Source organism: Pelomonas sp. Root1217, from assembly GCF_001425705.1.
Taxonomy (GTDB): domain Bacteria; phylum Pseudomonadota; class Gammaproteobacteria; order Burkholderiales; family Burkholderiaceae_C; genus Pelomonas.
This window is the reverse complement of the sequence record NZ_LMDC01000001.1, coordinates 862,266-877,315: the sequence shown is the minus strand read 5'-3', so window position 1 is coordinate 877,315 and position 15,050 is coordinate 862,266. Positions and strand designations below refer to the sequence as shown.

At 65.6% G+C, this 15,050-nt stretch carries 15 protein-coding genes; 7 read left to right on the top strand and 8 right to left on the bottom strand.

The window, feature by feature from the left end; all coding sequences use genetic code 11:
* Positions 1–3 precede the first annotated feature (3 nt).
* From ASC95_RS04040 to ASC95_RS04025, 4 genes are read left to right on the top strand one after another with little or no spacing between them, the layout of a single operon-like run.
* Positions 4–567, top strand: a complete 564-nt coding sequence (locus ASC95_RS04040) for a peptidylprolyl isomerase (RefSeq protein ID WP_057296456.1) — start codon at positions 4–6, stop codon at positions 565–567.
* Entirely contained in the window at positions 564–1,061 is a 498-nt protein-coding gene (locus tag ASC95_RS04035; RefSeq protein WP_057296455.1) for a peptidylprolyl isomerase, read from the top strand. The genes ASC95_RS04040 and ASC95_RS04035 overlap by 4 nt, the downstream gene beginning before the upstream one ends.
* A complete protein-coding gene (locus ASC95_RS04030) occupies positions 1,058–1,804 on the top strand; it encodes a UDP-2,3-diacylglucosamine diphosphatase (protein WP_057296454.1) in 747 nt (248 codons plus the stop codon). Before ASC95_RS04035 ends, ASC95_RS04030 begins: the two co-directional genes overlap by 4 nt.
* Positions 1,804–2,577, top strand: a complete 774-nt coding sequence (locus tag ASC95_RS04025) for a zinc-dependent peptidase (protein WP_369820588.1) — start codon at positions 1,804–1,806, stop codon at positions 2,575–2,577. Before ASC95_RS04030 ends, ASC95_RS04025 begins: the two co-directional genes overlap by 1 nt.
* 48 nt (positions 2,578–2,625) lie before the next feature.
* Here ASC95_RS04025 and clpA read toward each other — a convergent pair whose 3' ends face one another.
* Positions 2,626–4,953: an ATP-dependent Clp protease ATP-binding subunit ClpA gene (gene clpA, locus ASC95_RS04020; protein WP_057296452.1), complete on the bottom strand. Its 2,328-nt coding sequence runs from the start codon at positions 4,951–4,953 to the stop codon at positions 2,626–2,628.
* On the bottom strand, positions 4,950–5,330 hold the full coding sequence (gene clpS / locus ASC95_RS04015; RefSeq protein ID WP_082567463.1) for an ATP-dependent Clp protease adapter ClpS: 381 nt from the start codon (positions 5,328–5,330) through the stop codon (positions 4,950–4,952). Before clpS ends, clpA begins: the two co-directional genes overlap by 4 nt.
* A 195-nt stretch (positions 5,331–5,525) precedes the next feature.
* Between clpS and ASC95_RS04010 the strand changes: the two genes are divergently transcribed.
* Both ASC95_RS04010 and ASC95_RS04005 read left to right on the top strand, forming a co-directional pair.
* Complete coding sequence (locus tag ASC95_RS04010) at positions 5,526–5,780, top strand: cold shock domain-containing protein (RefSeq protein WP_056199553.1); 255 nt, start codon at positions 5,526–5,528, stop codon at positions 5,778–5,780.
* A 164-nt stretch (positions 5,781–5,944) separates the two neighbouring features.
* Entirely contained in the window at positions 5,945–8,182 is a 2,238-nt protein-coding gene (locus ASC95_RS04005) for an NADP-dependent isocitrate dehydrogenase (protein WP_057296451.1), read from the top strand.
* 238 nt (positions 8,183–8,420) lie between these two features.
* Here ASC95_RS04005 and ASC95_RS04000 read toward each other — a convergent pair whose 3' ends face one another.
* From ASC95_RS04000 to hemN, 4 genes are all read right to left on the bottom strand, one after another.
* Positions 8,421–8,696, bottom strand: coding sequence for a hypothetical protein (locus ASC95_RS04000; RefSeq protein WP_057296450.1), 276 nt, complete (start codon positions 8,694–8,696; stop codon positions 8,421–8,423).
* A gap of 33 nt (positions 8,697–8,729) precedes the next feature.
* Entirely contained in the window at positions 8,730–9,986 is a 1,257-nt protein-coding gene (icd, locus tag ASC95_RS03995) for an NADP-dependent isocitrate dehydrogenase (protein ID WP_057296449.1), read from the bottom strand.
* Positions 9,987–10,048: 62 nt separating this feature from the next.
* Positions 10,049–10,669, bottom strand: a complete 621-nt coding sequence (locus ASC95_RS03990) for a sulfite exporter TauE/SafE family protein (RefSeq protein ID WP_057296448.1) — start codon at positions 10,667–10,669, stop codon at positions 10,049–10,051.
* Positions 10,669–12,075, bottom strand: coding sequence for an oxygen-independent coproporphyrinogen III oxidase (gene hemN / locus ASC95_RS03985; protein WP_057297040.1), 1,407 nt, complete (start codon positions 12,073–12,075; stop codon positions 10,669–10,671). The genes ASC95_RS03990 and hemN overlap by 1 nt, the downstream gene beginning before the upstream one ends.
* Positions 12,076–12,159: 84 nt before the next feature.
* Here hemN and ASC95_RS03980 point away from each other — a divergent pair, with 84 nt between their 5' ends.
* On the top strand, positions 12,160–12,897 hold the full coding sequence (locus ASC95_RS03980; protein ID WP_057296447.1) for a helix-turn-helix domain-containing protein: 738 nt from the start codon (positions 12,160–12,162) through the stop codon (positions 12,895–12,897).
* A 57-nt stretch (positions 12,898–12,954) separates the two neighbouring features.
* On the opposite strand, the gene ASC95_RS03975 is transcribed toward ASC95_RS03980, so the two are convergent.
* Both ASC95_RS03975 and ASC95_RS03970 read right to left on the bottom strand, forming a co-directional pair.
* Positions 12,955–13,299 (bottom strand): BON domain-containing protein, encoded by a 345-nt coding sequence (locus ASC95_RS03975; protein ID WP_082567462.1) that lies wholly within the window; start codon positions 13,297–13,299, stop codon positions 12,955–12,957.
* Between the two features lie 199 nt (positions 13,300–13,498).
* Positions 13,499–14,905, bottom strand: a complete 1,407-nt coding sequence (locus tag ASC95_RS03970; RefSeq protein ID WP_057296445.1) for a sigma 54-interacting transcriptional regulator — start codon at positions 14,903–14,905, stop codon at positions 13,499–13,501.
* Positions 14,906–15,050 lie beyond the last annotated feature (145 nt).

Below are 15,050 nucleotides of genomic sequence, written 5' to 3'. Positions count from 1 at the left end.
CCCATGACCAAAATCCTTCCCCTCCTTTTCGCCGGCCTGCTGGCCACGCTGGGCGCCGAGGCCCAGACCGTCAAGCTGCAGACCACCGAAGGCGACATCCGCATCGAACTGAACGCCCAGAAGGCGCCCAAGTCTGTCGCCAACTTCCTGCAATATGTAAAGGCCGGCCACTACAACGGCACGGTCTTCCACCGCGTCATTGCGACCTTCATGATCCAGGGTGGCGGTTACGACGCCAAGCTGAACCAGAAGCCAACCAAGCCGCCCATCCCGCTGGAGTCGCACAACGGCCTGACCAATGTGCGCGGCAGCATCGCCATGGCGCGCACCAACGACCCGAACTCGGCAACTTCGCAGTTCTTCGTCAACGTGGTGGACAACCCCATGCTCGACGGTGAGCCGGACAATCCGGCGTCGGGCTATGCCGTCTTCGGCCAGGTCATCGAGGGCATGGACGTCGTCGACAAGATCCGCGCCGTCGAGGTCGCGCCGCACGGCATGCACCAGCATTTCCCGGTCAAGCCCATCTTCATCACCAAGGCTCTCGTCGAGCCCGTCAAAAAATGAGCCAAGTCAAACTCACCACCAACCACGGCGACATCCTCATCGAACTGGATGCCGAGAAGGCTCCGCTGTCGGTCGCCAACTTCCTGAACTACGTCCGCAAGGGCCACTACGACGGCACGGTGTTCCACCGCGTCATCAAGGGCTTCATGGTCCAGGGCGGCGGTTTCGAAGTCGGCATGAATCAGAAGCCCACAGAGGCGCCCATCCAGAACGAGGCCAACAACGGCCTGAAGAACGCCCACTACACGCTGGCCATGGCGCGCACCAACGCGCCGCACTCGGCCACGGCGCAGTTCTTCATCAACACGACCAACAACGGCTTCCTGGACTTCAAGTCCGAAAGCCCGTCGGGCTGGGGCTATGCCGTCTTCGGCAAGGTCGTCGAGGGCAAGGACGTCGTCGACAAGATCGAGAAGGTCAAGACCGCGGGCCGCGGCGGCCATGGTGACGTGCCCGTCGAGGACGTCATCATCGAGAAGGCCGTCGAGGTTTGATTCACACACTGACGGCCCCGGCGCAGTGGCAGCAGATCGATCTGCTGTCAGACCTGCACCTCGGGCCGGATACGCCGGGCACGCTGGCCCGGCTCGAGCAGCACCTCGCCCAGACGCCCGCGCAAACGGTGCTGCTGCTCGGCGACATCTTCGAGGTCTGGGTCGGCGACGACGCGCGCCACGAGCCCTTCGAGGCCGGCGTCGTGCGCCTGCTGCGCGATGCGTCGCGGCGCCTCGACCTCTTCTTCATGCACGGCAACCGCGACTTCCTTGTCGGCGCAAAGTTGCTGGCCCACACCGGCATGACCGCCCTGCCCGACCCCACCGTGCTCGATGCCTTTGGCCAGCGCTGGCTGCTGGTGCATGGCGATGAGCAATGCCTTGCGGACACCGCCTACCAGGCCTTCCGCCGCCAGGTGCGCTCGCCCGAATGGCAGGCCCAGGTGCTGGCGCAGCCGCTCCAAGCCCGCCAGGCGCTGGCGCGGCAGATGCGCGAAGGCAGCCGCGCAGCGCAGGCGGCGCAGCTGATGGCCACCGACCTCGACGCCGAGGCCTGCCGTGCACTGCTGAAGGAAGCCGGCGCAACGACCATGATCCATGGCCACACGCACCGCCCGGCCGAGCATGACCTGGGCGATGGGCTGCGGCGCATCGTGCTGTCGGACTGGGACCTCGATAGCACCCCACCGCGCGGCGACGTCATCCGCCTGTCCGCAGCCGGCCTGCAACGCCTCTCCCTGTGATCCTGAAAGCCTTGCGCAACTGGCGTGAGCAACGCGCCGTCGAACGCCACGCGATTCCAGATGCGCTATGGCAGCTGACCCTGCTGCGATACCCCTTCCTGGCTCAGCGCAGCGAGGACGACCGCGCCGAGCTGCGGCGGCTGTCCAGCCTCTTCCTGTCGACCAAGGAGTTCCACGGCGTCGGCGGCTTCGAGGTGACCGACGAAGTCGCCGTCGCCGTCGCGGCTCAGGCCTGCCTGCCCGTGCTGCGGCTGGGCCTGTCCTGGTATGACGGTTTCGTCGGCATCGTCATGCACGAGGGCGAAGTCGTGGCGCAGCGGCGCTTCGAGGACGAGGACGGTGTCGTCCACGAGTACGACGAGGAGCTGGCCGGCGAAGCCATGGAAGGCGGCCCGCTGATGCTGACCTGGAATGCCATCGCCGTCAGCGACGACCCGGCCGAGTTCGGCGCGGACGCGGTCTTCAACGTCGTCATCCATGAATTCGCTCATGTCATCGACATGCGAGATGGGCTGGCTGACGGCGTGCCCCCGCTGGACGCCGACGAACGCGAGCGCTGGATCGCCGTCATCGACGCCGAGTGGGAGAAGTTCTGCGCCCGCATCGACGCAGGCGAAGAGACCTTGATCGACCCTTATGGCGGCGAGGCCGTCGAAGAGTTCTTCGCCGTCGCCGTCGAGGCCTTCTTCGTCGCCCCGGCCGCCATGCGCGCCGAGGAGCCGGCGATGTACGAACTGCTGGCCGGCTTCTTCAAGCAGGACCTGGCAGGTTGAAAGTAAAAAGGGACGCCGCAGCGTCCCTTTCCGTCTGAGCACTGAAGCTCAAGCCGTCGCCGGCTCAGCCTTGGGCTTGCCGTCCTTGCTGGGCTTGGGCGGCGTCGGCTGGATGTCCAGCACCGTCTCGCCCTTGTCGTCCACGTCCACGCCAAGGCGGCCGCCATCGACCAGCTTGCCGAACAGAAGCTCGTCGGCCAGCGCGCGGCGGATGGTGTCCTGGATGAGGCGCTGCATCGGCCGTGCGCCCATCAGCGGATCGAACCCCTTCTTGGCGAGATGCTTGCGCAGCGCGTCGGAGAAGCTGACCTCGACCTTCTTCTCCTGCAGCTGGCTTTCCAGTTGCAGCAGGAATTTGTCGACCACGCGCAGGATGATCTCCTCGTCCAGCGGCCGGAAGGACACGATGGCGTCCAGGCGGTTGCGGAATTCCGGCGTGAACAGGCGCTTGATGTCGGCCATCTCGTCGCCCTGCTGGCGCGAGTTGGTGAAGCCGATCGTCGCCTTGTTCAGCGCCTCGGCGCCCGCGTTCGTCGTCATGATGATGATGACGTTGCGGAAGTCGGCCTTGCGCCCGTTGTTGTCGGTCAGCGTGCCATGGTCCATGACCTGCAGCAGCACGTTGAAGACGTCCGGGTGCGCCTTCTCGATCTCGTCGAGCAGCAACACCGCGTGCGGCTTCTTGGTGACGGCCTCGGTCAGCAGGCCGCCCTGGTCGAAGCCGACGTACCCCGGGGGCGCGCCGATCAGGCGGCTGACGGCGTGGCGCTCCATGTACTCAGACATGTCGAAGCGGATCAGCTCGATGCCAAGGATGTAGGCAAGCTGCTTGGCCACTTCCGTCTTGCCGACACCCGTGGGGCCGCTGAACAGGAAGGAGCCCACCGGCTTCTCGGGCCGGCCCAGGCCCGAACGCGCCATCTTGATGGCGGCCGCAAGCGCATCCACGGCAGGATCCTGGCCGAAGACGACGCTCTTCAGGTCACGGTCCAGGGTCTTGAGCTTGCTGCGATCGTCGCTGTTGACTGACGCGGGCGGAATGCGCGCGATCTTGGCGACGATGTCCTCGACTTCCACGCGCGTGATGGTCTTCTTCTGCTTGCTCTTGGGCAGGATGCGCTGGGCAGCACCGGCCTCGTCGATGACGTCGATGGCCTTGTCGGGCAGGTGGCGGTCGTTGATGTACTTGGCCGACAGTTCGGCCGCGGCCTGCAGCGCGCCCAGGGCGTACTTGACCGAGTGGTGCTCCTCGAAGCGGCTCTTGAGCCCCTTCAGGATCTCGATGGTCTGCTCGACAGAAGGCTCGGCCACGTCGATCTTTTGGAAGCGCCTCGACAGCGCCGCATCCTTCTCGAAGATACCGCGGTATTCGGTGAAGGTCGTCGCGCCGATGCACTTCATCGCGCCGCTGGACAGCGCCGGCTTGAGCAGGTTGCTCGCGTCCAGCGTGCCGCCCGAGGCCGCACCGGCGCCGATCAGCGTGTGGATCTCGTCGATGAAGAGGATGGCGCTGGGTTGGTCCTTCAGCGACTTCAGCACCGCCTTCAAGCGTTGCTCGAAGTCGCCACGGTACTTGGTACCCGCGAGCAGCGCACCCATGTCCAGCGAGTAGACGACGGCGTCGGCGAGGACCTCAGGGACTTCGCCTTCGGTGATACGCCAGGCCAGGCCTTCAGCGATGGCCGTCTTGCCCACGCCCGCCTCGCCCACCAGCAGCGGGTTGTTCTTGCGCCGGCGGCACAGCACCTGCACGACGCGTTCGACCTCGGACTCGCGGCCGATCAGCGGGTCGATCTTGCCGTCCTTGGCCAGCTGGTTCAGGTTCTGCGTGAACTGCTCCAGAGGCGAGGCCTTGGCGCTGCCGCCCTCGCCTTCCTCGCGCTCGCCTTCCTGCCCGCCGGGAGCCTGGCCCTCGGGGTTCTTGGGCGGCTCGGGGTCGGTCTTCTTGATGCCGTGGGCGATGAAGTTGACGACGTCCAGGCGCGTGACACCCTGCTGATGCAGGTAGTAGACGGCGTGCGAGTCCTTCTCGCCGAAGATGGCCACCAGCACGTTGGCGCCGGTCACTTCCTTCTTGCCGCTGCCGGTGCTCTGCACATGCATGATGGCGCGCTGGATGACACGCTGGAAGCCGAGCGTGGGCTGGGTGTCCACCTCGTCGCTGCCGCCCACCATGGGCGTGTTTTCCTTGATGAACTGCGTCAGGCTCTTGCGCAGGTCGTCGAGGTTGGCCGCACAGGCGCGCAGCACCTCCGCGGCGCTGGGGTTGTCGAGCAAAGCGAGCAGCAAATGCTCGACGGTGATGAATTCATGCCGCTGCTGGCGTGCTTCGACAAACGCCATGTGCAAACTGACTTCAAGCTCTTGCGCAATCATGCGGCCTCCATAATGCACTGCAGGGGGTGGCCGGCACGCCGTGAGGCGGCCAGAACCAGCTCCACCTTGGTCGCGGCGACGTCCTTGGTGAACACACCGCAGACCCCGCGACCCTCGTGGTGGATTTTGAGCATGATCTGCGTCGCCGTATCGAGGTCATGCCGGAAAAATTCCTGCAGAACCATGACAACAAACTCCATTGGCGTGAAATCGTCGTTCAGCAGCAGGACCTGGTAGAGCCGCGGGGGCTCGGTTTTCTGCGTCTGGCGCTCAACGACGACCGCGCCGTCGCCTTCGTCCTTGCCCGGCTTCAAAGGAGGCACGGGCGGGGGCGGGGGCGACTGGTTTCGCGGTGAAAAGACGGGGAGCACAGGCATGTCGGGATTCTATCGACGGGGGCTTCCCCTCGCCGACCGCGGGCAGTTGGCGACGCTCCCGGAAATTGCAAGCGAGAGGCTGAGGGTTCTGAGGGTGAACCCGGCCGGGAAGGTCCCGAATTGACGCTTTTTATTGCGCTACCAGAATCTGCCTCCGCCTCCCCAGGAGGTGCCACAAAGAATGGAGACAAGATGATGGCACTGGGCAAAGTCAAGTGGTTCAACGATGCCAAGGGCTTCGGATTCATCGAGCCGGAAGCCGGCGGCGATGACGTCTTCGCCCATTTTTCAGCGATCCAGATGGAAGGTTTCCGGACGCTGAAGCAGGGCAGCCAGGTGCAGTTCGACCTGGTGCAGGGCCCCAAGGGCCAGCTCGCCCAGAACATCACGCCGATGGAAGCCGCTGCACGCGCCGCCGAGCAGCAGCAACAACCGCAACTGGCGTCCTGAGCTGAGCTCACAAATCAAAAGCCCCGTGGCCTGACGCCACGGGGCTTTTGCATTGGCGCCGCGGTGCCCGCGCAGCAGGCGCGCCCGGCTTGCTAGAGTTACGTGTTGCGCGCCGCCGCCTGGCGCTGTGCGCAGCACGGATTGCCATCTACCGGAACACGCTCATGACCGCCGAAAAGACCCAGATTGTTTACACGTTGACCGACGAAGCCCCCCGCCTAGCCACTGCCTCGCTGCTGCCGGTCGTCAAGGCCTTCGCGGCGTCGGCCGGAATCGACGTCATCAGCAGCGACATCTCGGTGGCCAGTCGCATCCTGGGCCAGTTTCCCGAATTGCTGACCGAAGAGCAGCGCGTGCCCGACAACCTGGCCGCCCTGGGCAAGCTGACGCTGAAGTCGGAAGCCAACATCATCAAGTTGCCCAATATCAGCGCCTCCGTGTCGCAGTTGAAGGCCGCCATCAAGGAGCTGCAGGACAAGGGCTACAAGATCCCCGACTATCCCGAGAAGCCCGAGACGGATGAGCAGAAGGACATCCGCGCCCGTTACAACAAGTGCATCGGCTCGGCCGTGAACCCAGTGCTGCGCGAAGGCAATTCCGACCGCCGCGCGCCCAAGGCCGTGAAGGAATACGCCCGCAAGAACCCGCACCGCATGGACGACTGGAGCCAGGCCTCGCGCTCGCACGTGTCGCACATGCATGACGGCGACTTCTATCACGGCGAAAAGTCCATGACGCTGGACCGCGCCCGGGACGTCAAGATGGAGCTCATCACCAAGAGCGGCAAGGCCATCGTGCTCAAGGCCAAGGTGTCGCTGCTGGACCGCGAGGTCGTCGACTCCATGTACATGAGCAAGAAGGCCCTGCTGGCCTTCTATGAAAAGGAGATCGAGGACGCGCGCAAGACCGGCGTGATGTTCTCGCTGCACGTCAAGGCCACCATGATGAAGGTGTCCCACCCCATCGTGTTCGGCCACTGCGTGCGCATCTTCTACCGCGAGGCCTTCGAGAAGCACGCCAAGCTGTTCGACGAGCTGGGCATCAACGTCAACAACGGCATGGTGGATCTGTACACCAAGATCGCCAGCCTGCCGCAGAGCAAGCAGGACGAAATCAAGCGCGACCTGCACGCCTGCCACGAACACCGCCCCGAGCTGGCCATGGTGGACTCGGCCAAGGGCATCACCAACTTCCACTCGCCCAACGACGTCATCGTCGACGCCTCCATGCCGGCCATGATCCGCAGTGGCGGCAAGATGTACGGCGCGGATGGCCGCCTGAAGGACGTCAAGGCCGTGATGCCGGAGTCTACCTTTGCCCGCATCTACCAGGAGATCATCAACTTCTGCAAATGGCATGGCGCCTTCGACCCACGCACCATGGGGACGGTGCCCAACGTCGGCCTGATGGCCCAGCAGGCCGAGGAATACGGCTCGCACGACAAGACCTTCGAGATCCCCGAAGACGGCGTCGCCAACATCACCGACCTCGCCACCGGCGAGGTGCTGATGAGCCAGGACGTCGAGAAGGGCGACATCTGGCGCATGTGCCAGTGCAAGGACGCCGCCATCCGCGACTGGGTCAAGCTGGCCGTGACGCGCGCCCGCAACTCCGGCATGCCGGTGGTGTTCTGGCTGGATTCCTACCGCCCCCACGAGGCGCAGCTCATCACCAAGGTCAAGATGTACCTGCACGAGCACAACACCTCGGGCCTGGACATCCAGATCATGAGCCAGGTGCGCGCGATGCGTTACACGCTGGAGCGAGTCATTCGCGGCCAAGACACCATCAGCGCCACCGGCAACATCCTGCGCGACTACCTGACCGACCTCTTCCCCATCATGGAACTGGGCACCTCGGCCAAGATGCTGTCCATCGTGCCGCTGATGGCCGGCGGCGGCATGTACGAAACCGGCGCCGGCGGCTCGGCGCCCAAGCACGTGCAGCAGCTGGTGGAGGAGAACCACCTGCGCTGGGATTCGCTCGGCGAGTTCCTGGCCCTGGCGGTCAGCCTGGAAGATGTGGGCATCAAGACCAAGAACGCCAAGGCCAACGTGCTGGCGAAGGCCCTGGATGCCGCCACCGGCAAGCTGCTGGACAACGGCAAGGGCCCCAGCCCCAAGACCGGCGAACTCGACAACCGCGGCAGCCACTTCTATCTGACGCTGTACTGGGCGCAGGCCCTGGCCGAGCAGACCGAGGACGCCGAACTGGCTGCCCGCTTCAAGCCGCTGGCCGAGACATTGGCTGCCAACGAGGCCAAGATCGCCGAGGAACTGAAGGCCGTGCAAGGCAAGCCGACCGACATCGGTGGCTATTTCCTGCCCGACGTTGCCAAGCTGGACAAGGTCATGCGCCCCAGCGCCACGTTCAATGCGGCGCTGCAATCGCTGGCCAGCTGATCGATTGCTGTATGAAGAAACGGGGCGCCATCGGTGCCCCGTTCTACTTACATCGGCGTTGCGATTTCACGCTGGCGGGTATTCCGCAATGAAACAGCCAGCCCAACTTCAAAAATATTTACTACAGTCTGATACCAGGCGTTTGCTCCTGCAAAGCCTTCTGACAGGCGACACGTGAAGCACCACGGGTCGCCTCAAACCCCGGCCTTCGCGCCGGGGTTTTCTTTTGTGCGTCGAGTCAGTGCGCAGCGGGCGTGCGAAACGGATCCGGCACAGGATGCGGCTTCAACGCTCCGCGAACCCGCTCCACGGTGACAGCGGAATCCTTGTCGTCGACCGCCACGATCAGCCGCAGCCAGCTGGCCTTGTTGAGGTCCGTCTCACGACGGGTCCAACACCACACCTGCGCACCGCGTTCACCCGAACGGTCAGCCAGATACACCTCGTCAAAGTCGGCCCCCTCGTAGATGAGGAGCTGATCTTCGTCAACGTAGGTGTTGATGTAGTCCGGCATGCCCAAAGTCTAGGCGTTCGCGGCGAAACCGTGTCACTCCATCTGGTCGATCATCACCTGCCCGAACCCGGAGCACGACACCTGTGTCGCGCCGTCCATCAGGCGCGCGAAGTCGTAGGTCACCTTCTTGCTCAGGACGGCCTTTTCCATCGCGCTGATGATGAGGTCGGCGGCGGCTATCCAGCCCATGTGGCGCAGCATCATTTCGGCCGACAGGATCTCGGAGCCGGGGTTCACATAGTCCTTGCCGGCGTACTTCGGTGCCGTGCCGTGCGTGGCTTCGAACATCGCGATGGAGTCGCTCATGTTGGCGCCCGGGGCGATGCCGATGCCGCCGACCTGCGCGGCCAGTGCGTCGGAGATGTAGTCGCCGTTCAGGTTCAGCGTGGCGATGACGCTGTACTCGGCCGGGCGCAGGATGATCTGCTGCAGGAAGGCGTCGGCGATGCTGTCCTTGATGGTGATGTCCTTGCCCGTCTTGGGGTTCTTGAACTTGCACCATGGGCCGCCGTCGATGGGCTGGGCGCCGAACTCCTTCTGCGCCAGCGCATAGGCCCAGTCTCGGAAGCCCCCTTCCGTGAACTTCATGATGTTGCCCTTGTGCACGATGGTGACGCTGGGCTTGTTGTTGTCGATGGCGTACTGGATGGCCTTGCGCACCAGGCGCTCGGTGCCTTCACGGCTGACCGGCTTGATGCCGATGCCCGAGGTGTTCGGGAAGCGGATCTTCTTGACGCCCATTTCGTCCTGCAGGAACTTGATGAGCTTCTTTGCCTTGTCGCTCTCCGCCTCATATTCGATGCCGGCGTAGATGTCCTCCGAGTTCTCGCGGAAGATGACCATGTCGACCTTGTGCGGCTCCTTCACCGGGCTGGGCACACCGTCGAAATACTGCACCGGGCGCAGGCAGACGTACAGGTCCAGCTCCTGGCGCAGCGCGACGTTCAGCGAGCGGATGCCACCGCCGACGGGCGTGGTCAGCGGCCCCTTGATGGAGACCACGTATTCCTTCACGGCCTGCAGCGTCTCTTCAGGCAGCCACACATCGGGGCCGTACACGCGAGTGCTCTTCTCGCCGGCGTAGACCTCCATCCAGTGGATCTTCTTCGCGCCGCCATAAGCCTTGGCCACGGCCGCATCCACCACCTTGAGCATGACGGGCGTGATGTCCAGGCCGGTGCCGTCGCCTTCGATGAAGGGAATGATGGGCTGATCGGGCACGTTCAGCGTGAAGTCCGCATTGACGGTGATCTTCTGGCCGCCTTCAGGCACCTTGATGTGTTGGGACATGACGTGTGGGCTCCGCGCAAGAGACGAGACAAGGAAACGAAACCCGGCGAGTTTATGGCGGCTCAGCAGGCCAGCAGGAGCTGCTGCCACACGCCGTGCACCAGCCCCCACGCCGCCCCCGCGGCCAGCATGAGCCCGGCCAGGCGCAGCGCCAGCACCTCACCACCCGCGCCCCGCTTGAGCAGCCGCGCCCGCCACAGCGGCGCGATGACGAGGCCCGGCGTGCTGGCCAGCGCAAAGCCGGCCATTGCCGCGGCGCCGCTCAAGGGCGAGCCTGACAGCCCGGCCAACAGCAGCGCCGCATGCAGCAGCCCACAGGGCATGGCCACCCAGGCGATGCCGGTGGCAAAGGCCTGGTGCGGCCGTGGGCGCCAGCTCACGGCGCCCAGCCACGCCGGCACGCGGCCACGCACCAACAGCGTCAGGCCGAACAGCAACAGCGCTGCCTGGAGCAGGGCCCAGGCCGGCTGCAGCAGCGTCACGCTCTGCGAAGCACGCGCCAGCGCCTGCGCAGACGCGGCCGCGATGGCCCCACCCGTGGCATAACCCAACAGTCGGCCGGCCAGCAGCCGCACGGGCCGGTGCCCCGCGGCGAGGGCGCAAGGCGCACTGCACATGGCCGCGCAGTGCGGCATGCCTGCCAGCCCCATCAGCGTGGCGGACAGGACCAGGGCCGCATCCATCAGATGATCTTGGAGAAGCGCTCGCGGCTGGCGTCGGCCTGCAGGTAGCGGTCAAAGACCGACGCGACGGCGCGCACGAAATACCAGCCCAGCGGCGTGACCTGCAAGGCGTCGGGTTGCCTCTCGACCAGCCCCTGGTCGGCCAGCCGGGACAAGCGCTCCAGCTCCGGCGCGAAGTAGGTGGCGACGTCGACGAGATAGGACGCCGCGATGGACTCGAACTCCAGCCGGCCTTGGCACATCAGCGCCATGATGACGGCGCGGCGCAGCAGGTCGTCACGGGTCAATGCCAGGCCGCGCTGCACGGGCAGCTGACGCTGGTTCAGCGCGTCCTCGTACTCGGCCAGCGTCTTGGCGTTCTGCGCATAGGTCGCGCCGACGCGGCTGATGGCCGACACGCCCAGGCCGATGAGATCGCAATCGGGCTGCGTCGAATAGCCCTGGAAGTTGCGGTGCAGCAGCCCCTGGCGCTTGGCCACGGCCAGCGGGTCATCAGGCAGCGCGAAATGGTCCATGCCAATGTAGGCATAGCCCTCGCCCAGCAACGCACTGATCGCGCCCGACAGCATGGCCAGTTTGTCACCCGCCGGCGGCAGCAACTCGGCGACGATGCGGCGCTGCGGCTTGAAGCGCTGCGGCAGATGGGCATAGGCATACATCGCGATGCGGTCGGGCCGGAGCTCGGCGACCTGGGCGATGGTGCGGGCGAAAGACACCGGAGTCTGCAGCGGCAGGCCATAGATCAGGTCGACGCTGATGGAGGCGAAACCCAGCTCGCGCGCCCCGCGCATCAGGGCCGCGACAGACTCCAGCGGCTGCACGCGATGCACGGCTTTCTGCACGGCCGGGTCAAAGTCCTGCACGCCGAAGGACAGGCGGTTGAAACCGAGCCGGCGCAGGTGCGCCAGGCGCGCCAGGTCCACGGTGCGCGGGTCCACCTCGATGGACAACTCGGCGCCGGGCAGCAGTTTGAAGCGCCGGCGCAACGCGTCCATCAGCACGCTCAGTTCAGTGTCCGACAGAAAGGTCGGCGAGCCACCGCCCAGATGCAGTTGCGAGACGGGCGCCATGCCTCCAGATGCAGCGCCCAGGGCCTCGGCCACCAGGTCCATCTCCAGATTCAACGCGGCCAGGTAGGGCTGGGCGCGCTCGTGGTGCTTGGTGATGATCTTGTTGCAGGCGCAGTAGTAGCAGAGCTGCTCACAGAACGGGATGTGCACATAGACCGACAGCGGCTGGGCCGCGCCGCGCTGTGACAGGGCCTGCAGGTGCTGGGGTGCCTGGTAGGCCTCGACGAAGCGGTCGGCCGTCGGGTAGGAGGTGTAGCGCGGGCCGGCCACGTCGTGGCGCCTGATATTGGCGTCAAGGAGGTCGGGGTCCAGCGGTCTTTCGGTCACAGCAGCCATGCGGCAACTGTGCCGATACCGCGGCTCGTCGGCCTTGATCCAGGTCAAGCGCGCAGTGCTGGCCCGGTCCAAGAATGCCAACCCATGAGTCTTCCCTGCCCCACCGCCGCCCTCGAGCCGCTCAAGGTCGCTTGCGCCAGCTGCAATCTGCGCGAACTCTGCCTGCCTGTGGGCTTGCGGGCCGCCGACCTGACCCGCCTCGATGGCCTCGTCGCCATGCGACGCAGCGTGCCGCGCGGCGGGTATCTGTTTCGCAACGGCGAGAGCTTTGAAGCGTTGTACGCCGTGCGCACCGGCTTCTTCAAGACCCGCGTCGGCAGCGAGGATGGCCGCGACCAGGTCACCGGCTTCCAGATGGCCGGCGAGTTGCTCGGCCTGGACGGCATCAGCAGCGACCGCCACCACTGCGATGCCGTCGCGCTGGAGGACTCGTCCGTCTGCGTCATTCACTATTCCCAGCTGGAGGAGCTGTCACGCGAATTCAGCGTGCTGCAGCATTCCTTTCACAAGATCATGAGCCGGGAGATCGTGCGCGACCACGGCGTCATGCTGCTGCTCGGCAACATGCGGGCCGAGGAGCGCCTGGCCGCCTTCCTGCTGAACCTGACCCAACGCCTGCAGGCACGGGGCTTCTCGGCATCCAGCCTCGTGCTGCGCATGACGCGCGAAGAGATCGGCAGCTACCTCGGCCTCAAGCTGGAAACCGTCAGCCGCGCCTTCTCGCGCTTTCACGAGGATGGGCTGCTGGAGGTCAGGCAGCGCCAGCTGCGCATCCTCGACCAGGCGGGGCTGCAGGCCCTCGTCAACAACAGTCAGGCCTGACCGGACGAAAAAAGGCCCTGCGGGGGCGCGCAGGGCCTCGAGATCGAGGAAACGGCGTCAGCCGACCTTGATCTCGTTGCGCACTTCCTTCACGCCGGGCACAGCCTGCACCAGCTTGATGGCCTTCTGGGCCAGGTCGGCGCTGGGTGCCGCGCCCTTGAGCACGACCACGCCGGCGGCGCTGCTGCTCACGGTCAGCGGCAGCGTTGCCAGATCCTTGTCCTGCTGCAATACGGCCTGGGCCTGGCTGGCAATCGTCGTGTCGCCGGCGGTTTGCGCCTGAGCAACCTGTTCGGCCGGAGCCGGTGTCGCCGGTGCTTGGTCAGCGGCAAAGGTCGCAGTGGCACTACCAGCCATCAAGGCGGCAGACAGCAGTCGGGCGAAGGTGGATGTTTGTCGCATGCAGATCTCCTGAGGATGCGTGAATCGAAAGCGATACCGGGGGGCACCACGAACAGGCTTAGCGCAAGGCCCATGCCAGTTTGGAATTTCCTCGACAGATCAAAGACTTAGGAGAAAACCCCGCGCGACGGGGCCCATCTTCGGCCATCAGCACCGACGCTTTTGTCGCCGGGCGGCGACGCCGCAGGGCAATGCAGACCTAAGTGCTTGATTCATCTGACGGTTTTCTGTCGCCCGAATCCGACGCGGCAGCTAGGGGGTCGGCGCGAAAGAGCTGCGGATCCAGCCCGTGCTTCTGCATCAGGCGATAAAACTCGGTGCGGTTGCGGTCGGCCAGGCGTGCGGCCTCGGCCACATGGCCGGAGGTCAGCTTCAGCAACTGATTGAGGTAGTCACGCTCGAAGCGCTGCTTGGCATGCTGGTAGCTCAGCACCTCCAGCGACGGCGTCTGCAGCGCGCGCTGCACCTGGGTCAGCGACACCAGCGGCGCCATGGCCAGTACGCAGACCTGTTCGACGACGTTGTAGAGCTGGCGCGCATTGCCCGGCCAGGGCGCTGTCACCAGCGCCTCGAGCGCATCTGGCGCAAAACCCTTGACCGGCCGGCGGTGCCGCTCGGCCAAGGTCTGCAGGAAGTGCTGGGCCAGCAGCGCGATGTCCTCGCGCCGCTCCGACAGCGGAGGCAGGCGCAGCTGCACAACATTGAGCCGGTAATAGAGGTCGGGGCGGAACTGGCCCTCGGCCATGGCGAGCTCCAGGTCGCGGTGGGTGGCCGACAGCACACGCACATCCACCGCCACCGCCTCGTTGCTGCCTACCGGCCGCACGACGCGTTCCTGCAGCACGCGCAACAATTTCACCTGCAAGGCCAGCGGCATGTCGCCGATCTCGTCCAGAAAGACCGTGCCGCCCTGCGCCGCGGGGATCAGGCCCTGGCGCTGTGCCTGCGCGCCGGTGAAGGCGCCCTTCACATGGCCGAACAGCTCGGATTCCAGCAGCGCCTCGGGGATGGCGGCACAGTTCACCGCGATGAAGGGCTTCGCTGCGCGCGGGCTGGCGCGGTGGATGGCGCGCGCCAGCAGTTCCTTGCCGGTGCCGCTGTCGCCCGAGATCAGCACGCTCGCGTCGGTCGCCGCCACCAGCCGCGCCTCGGACAGCACCTCGGCCATGCGCGGGCTGCGGCTGATGATCTCGCTGCGCCACGCAGCATCGCCGTCAAGCGGCGCCGGCCCCGTCACGTTCACCCGCAGCGCCTGGTTGATCTTGTCCAGCAGCCCCTTGCCGTCGAAGGGCTTGGTTAGATAGGCATGGGCGCCCCGCGTCGTGGCCTCGACCGCATCGGGGATGTTGCCGTGGGCGGTCAGCAGGATGACCGGCAGCGACGGGTGCCGGGCGCGCACCTCGTCGAACAGGGCCAGGCCGTCCAGCCCCGGGAGGCGCACATCGGTGATGACGAGGGACGGTAGCCGCACGGCGAGGTGGGCCAGCGCGGCTTCGGCGCTGGCCACCGCCTGCACGGCGTGGCCGGCAGCGGTCAGCCGCATCGTCATCAGGCGCAGCAGGTCGGCGTCATCATCGACAAGAAGGATTGCGGCGGGGGTCGTCATGCGGGACTCCTGTCAGTACGCGCTATCTGCATTGCGGGCCGAGCGCCGGGCCTGCCATGGGCCAGAGGCCCATGGCCTTGCGTAGGCACAAGCAGTCCGCAGGGACTGCTTGTGTCCGACTTCAGTTCGCCGAGCCGGCCCGCCT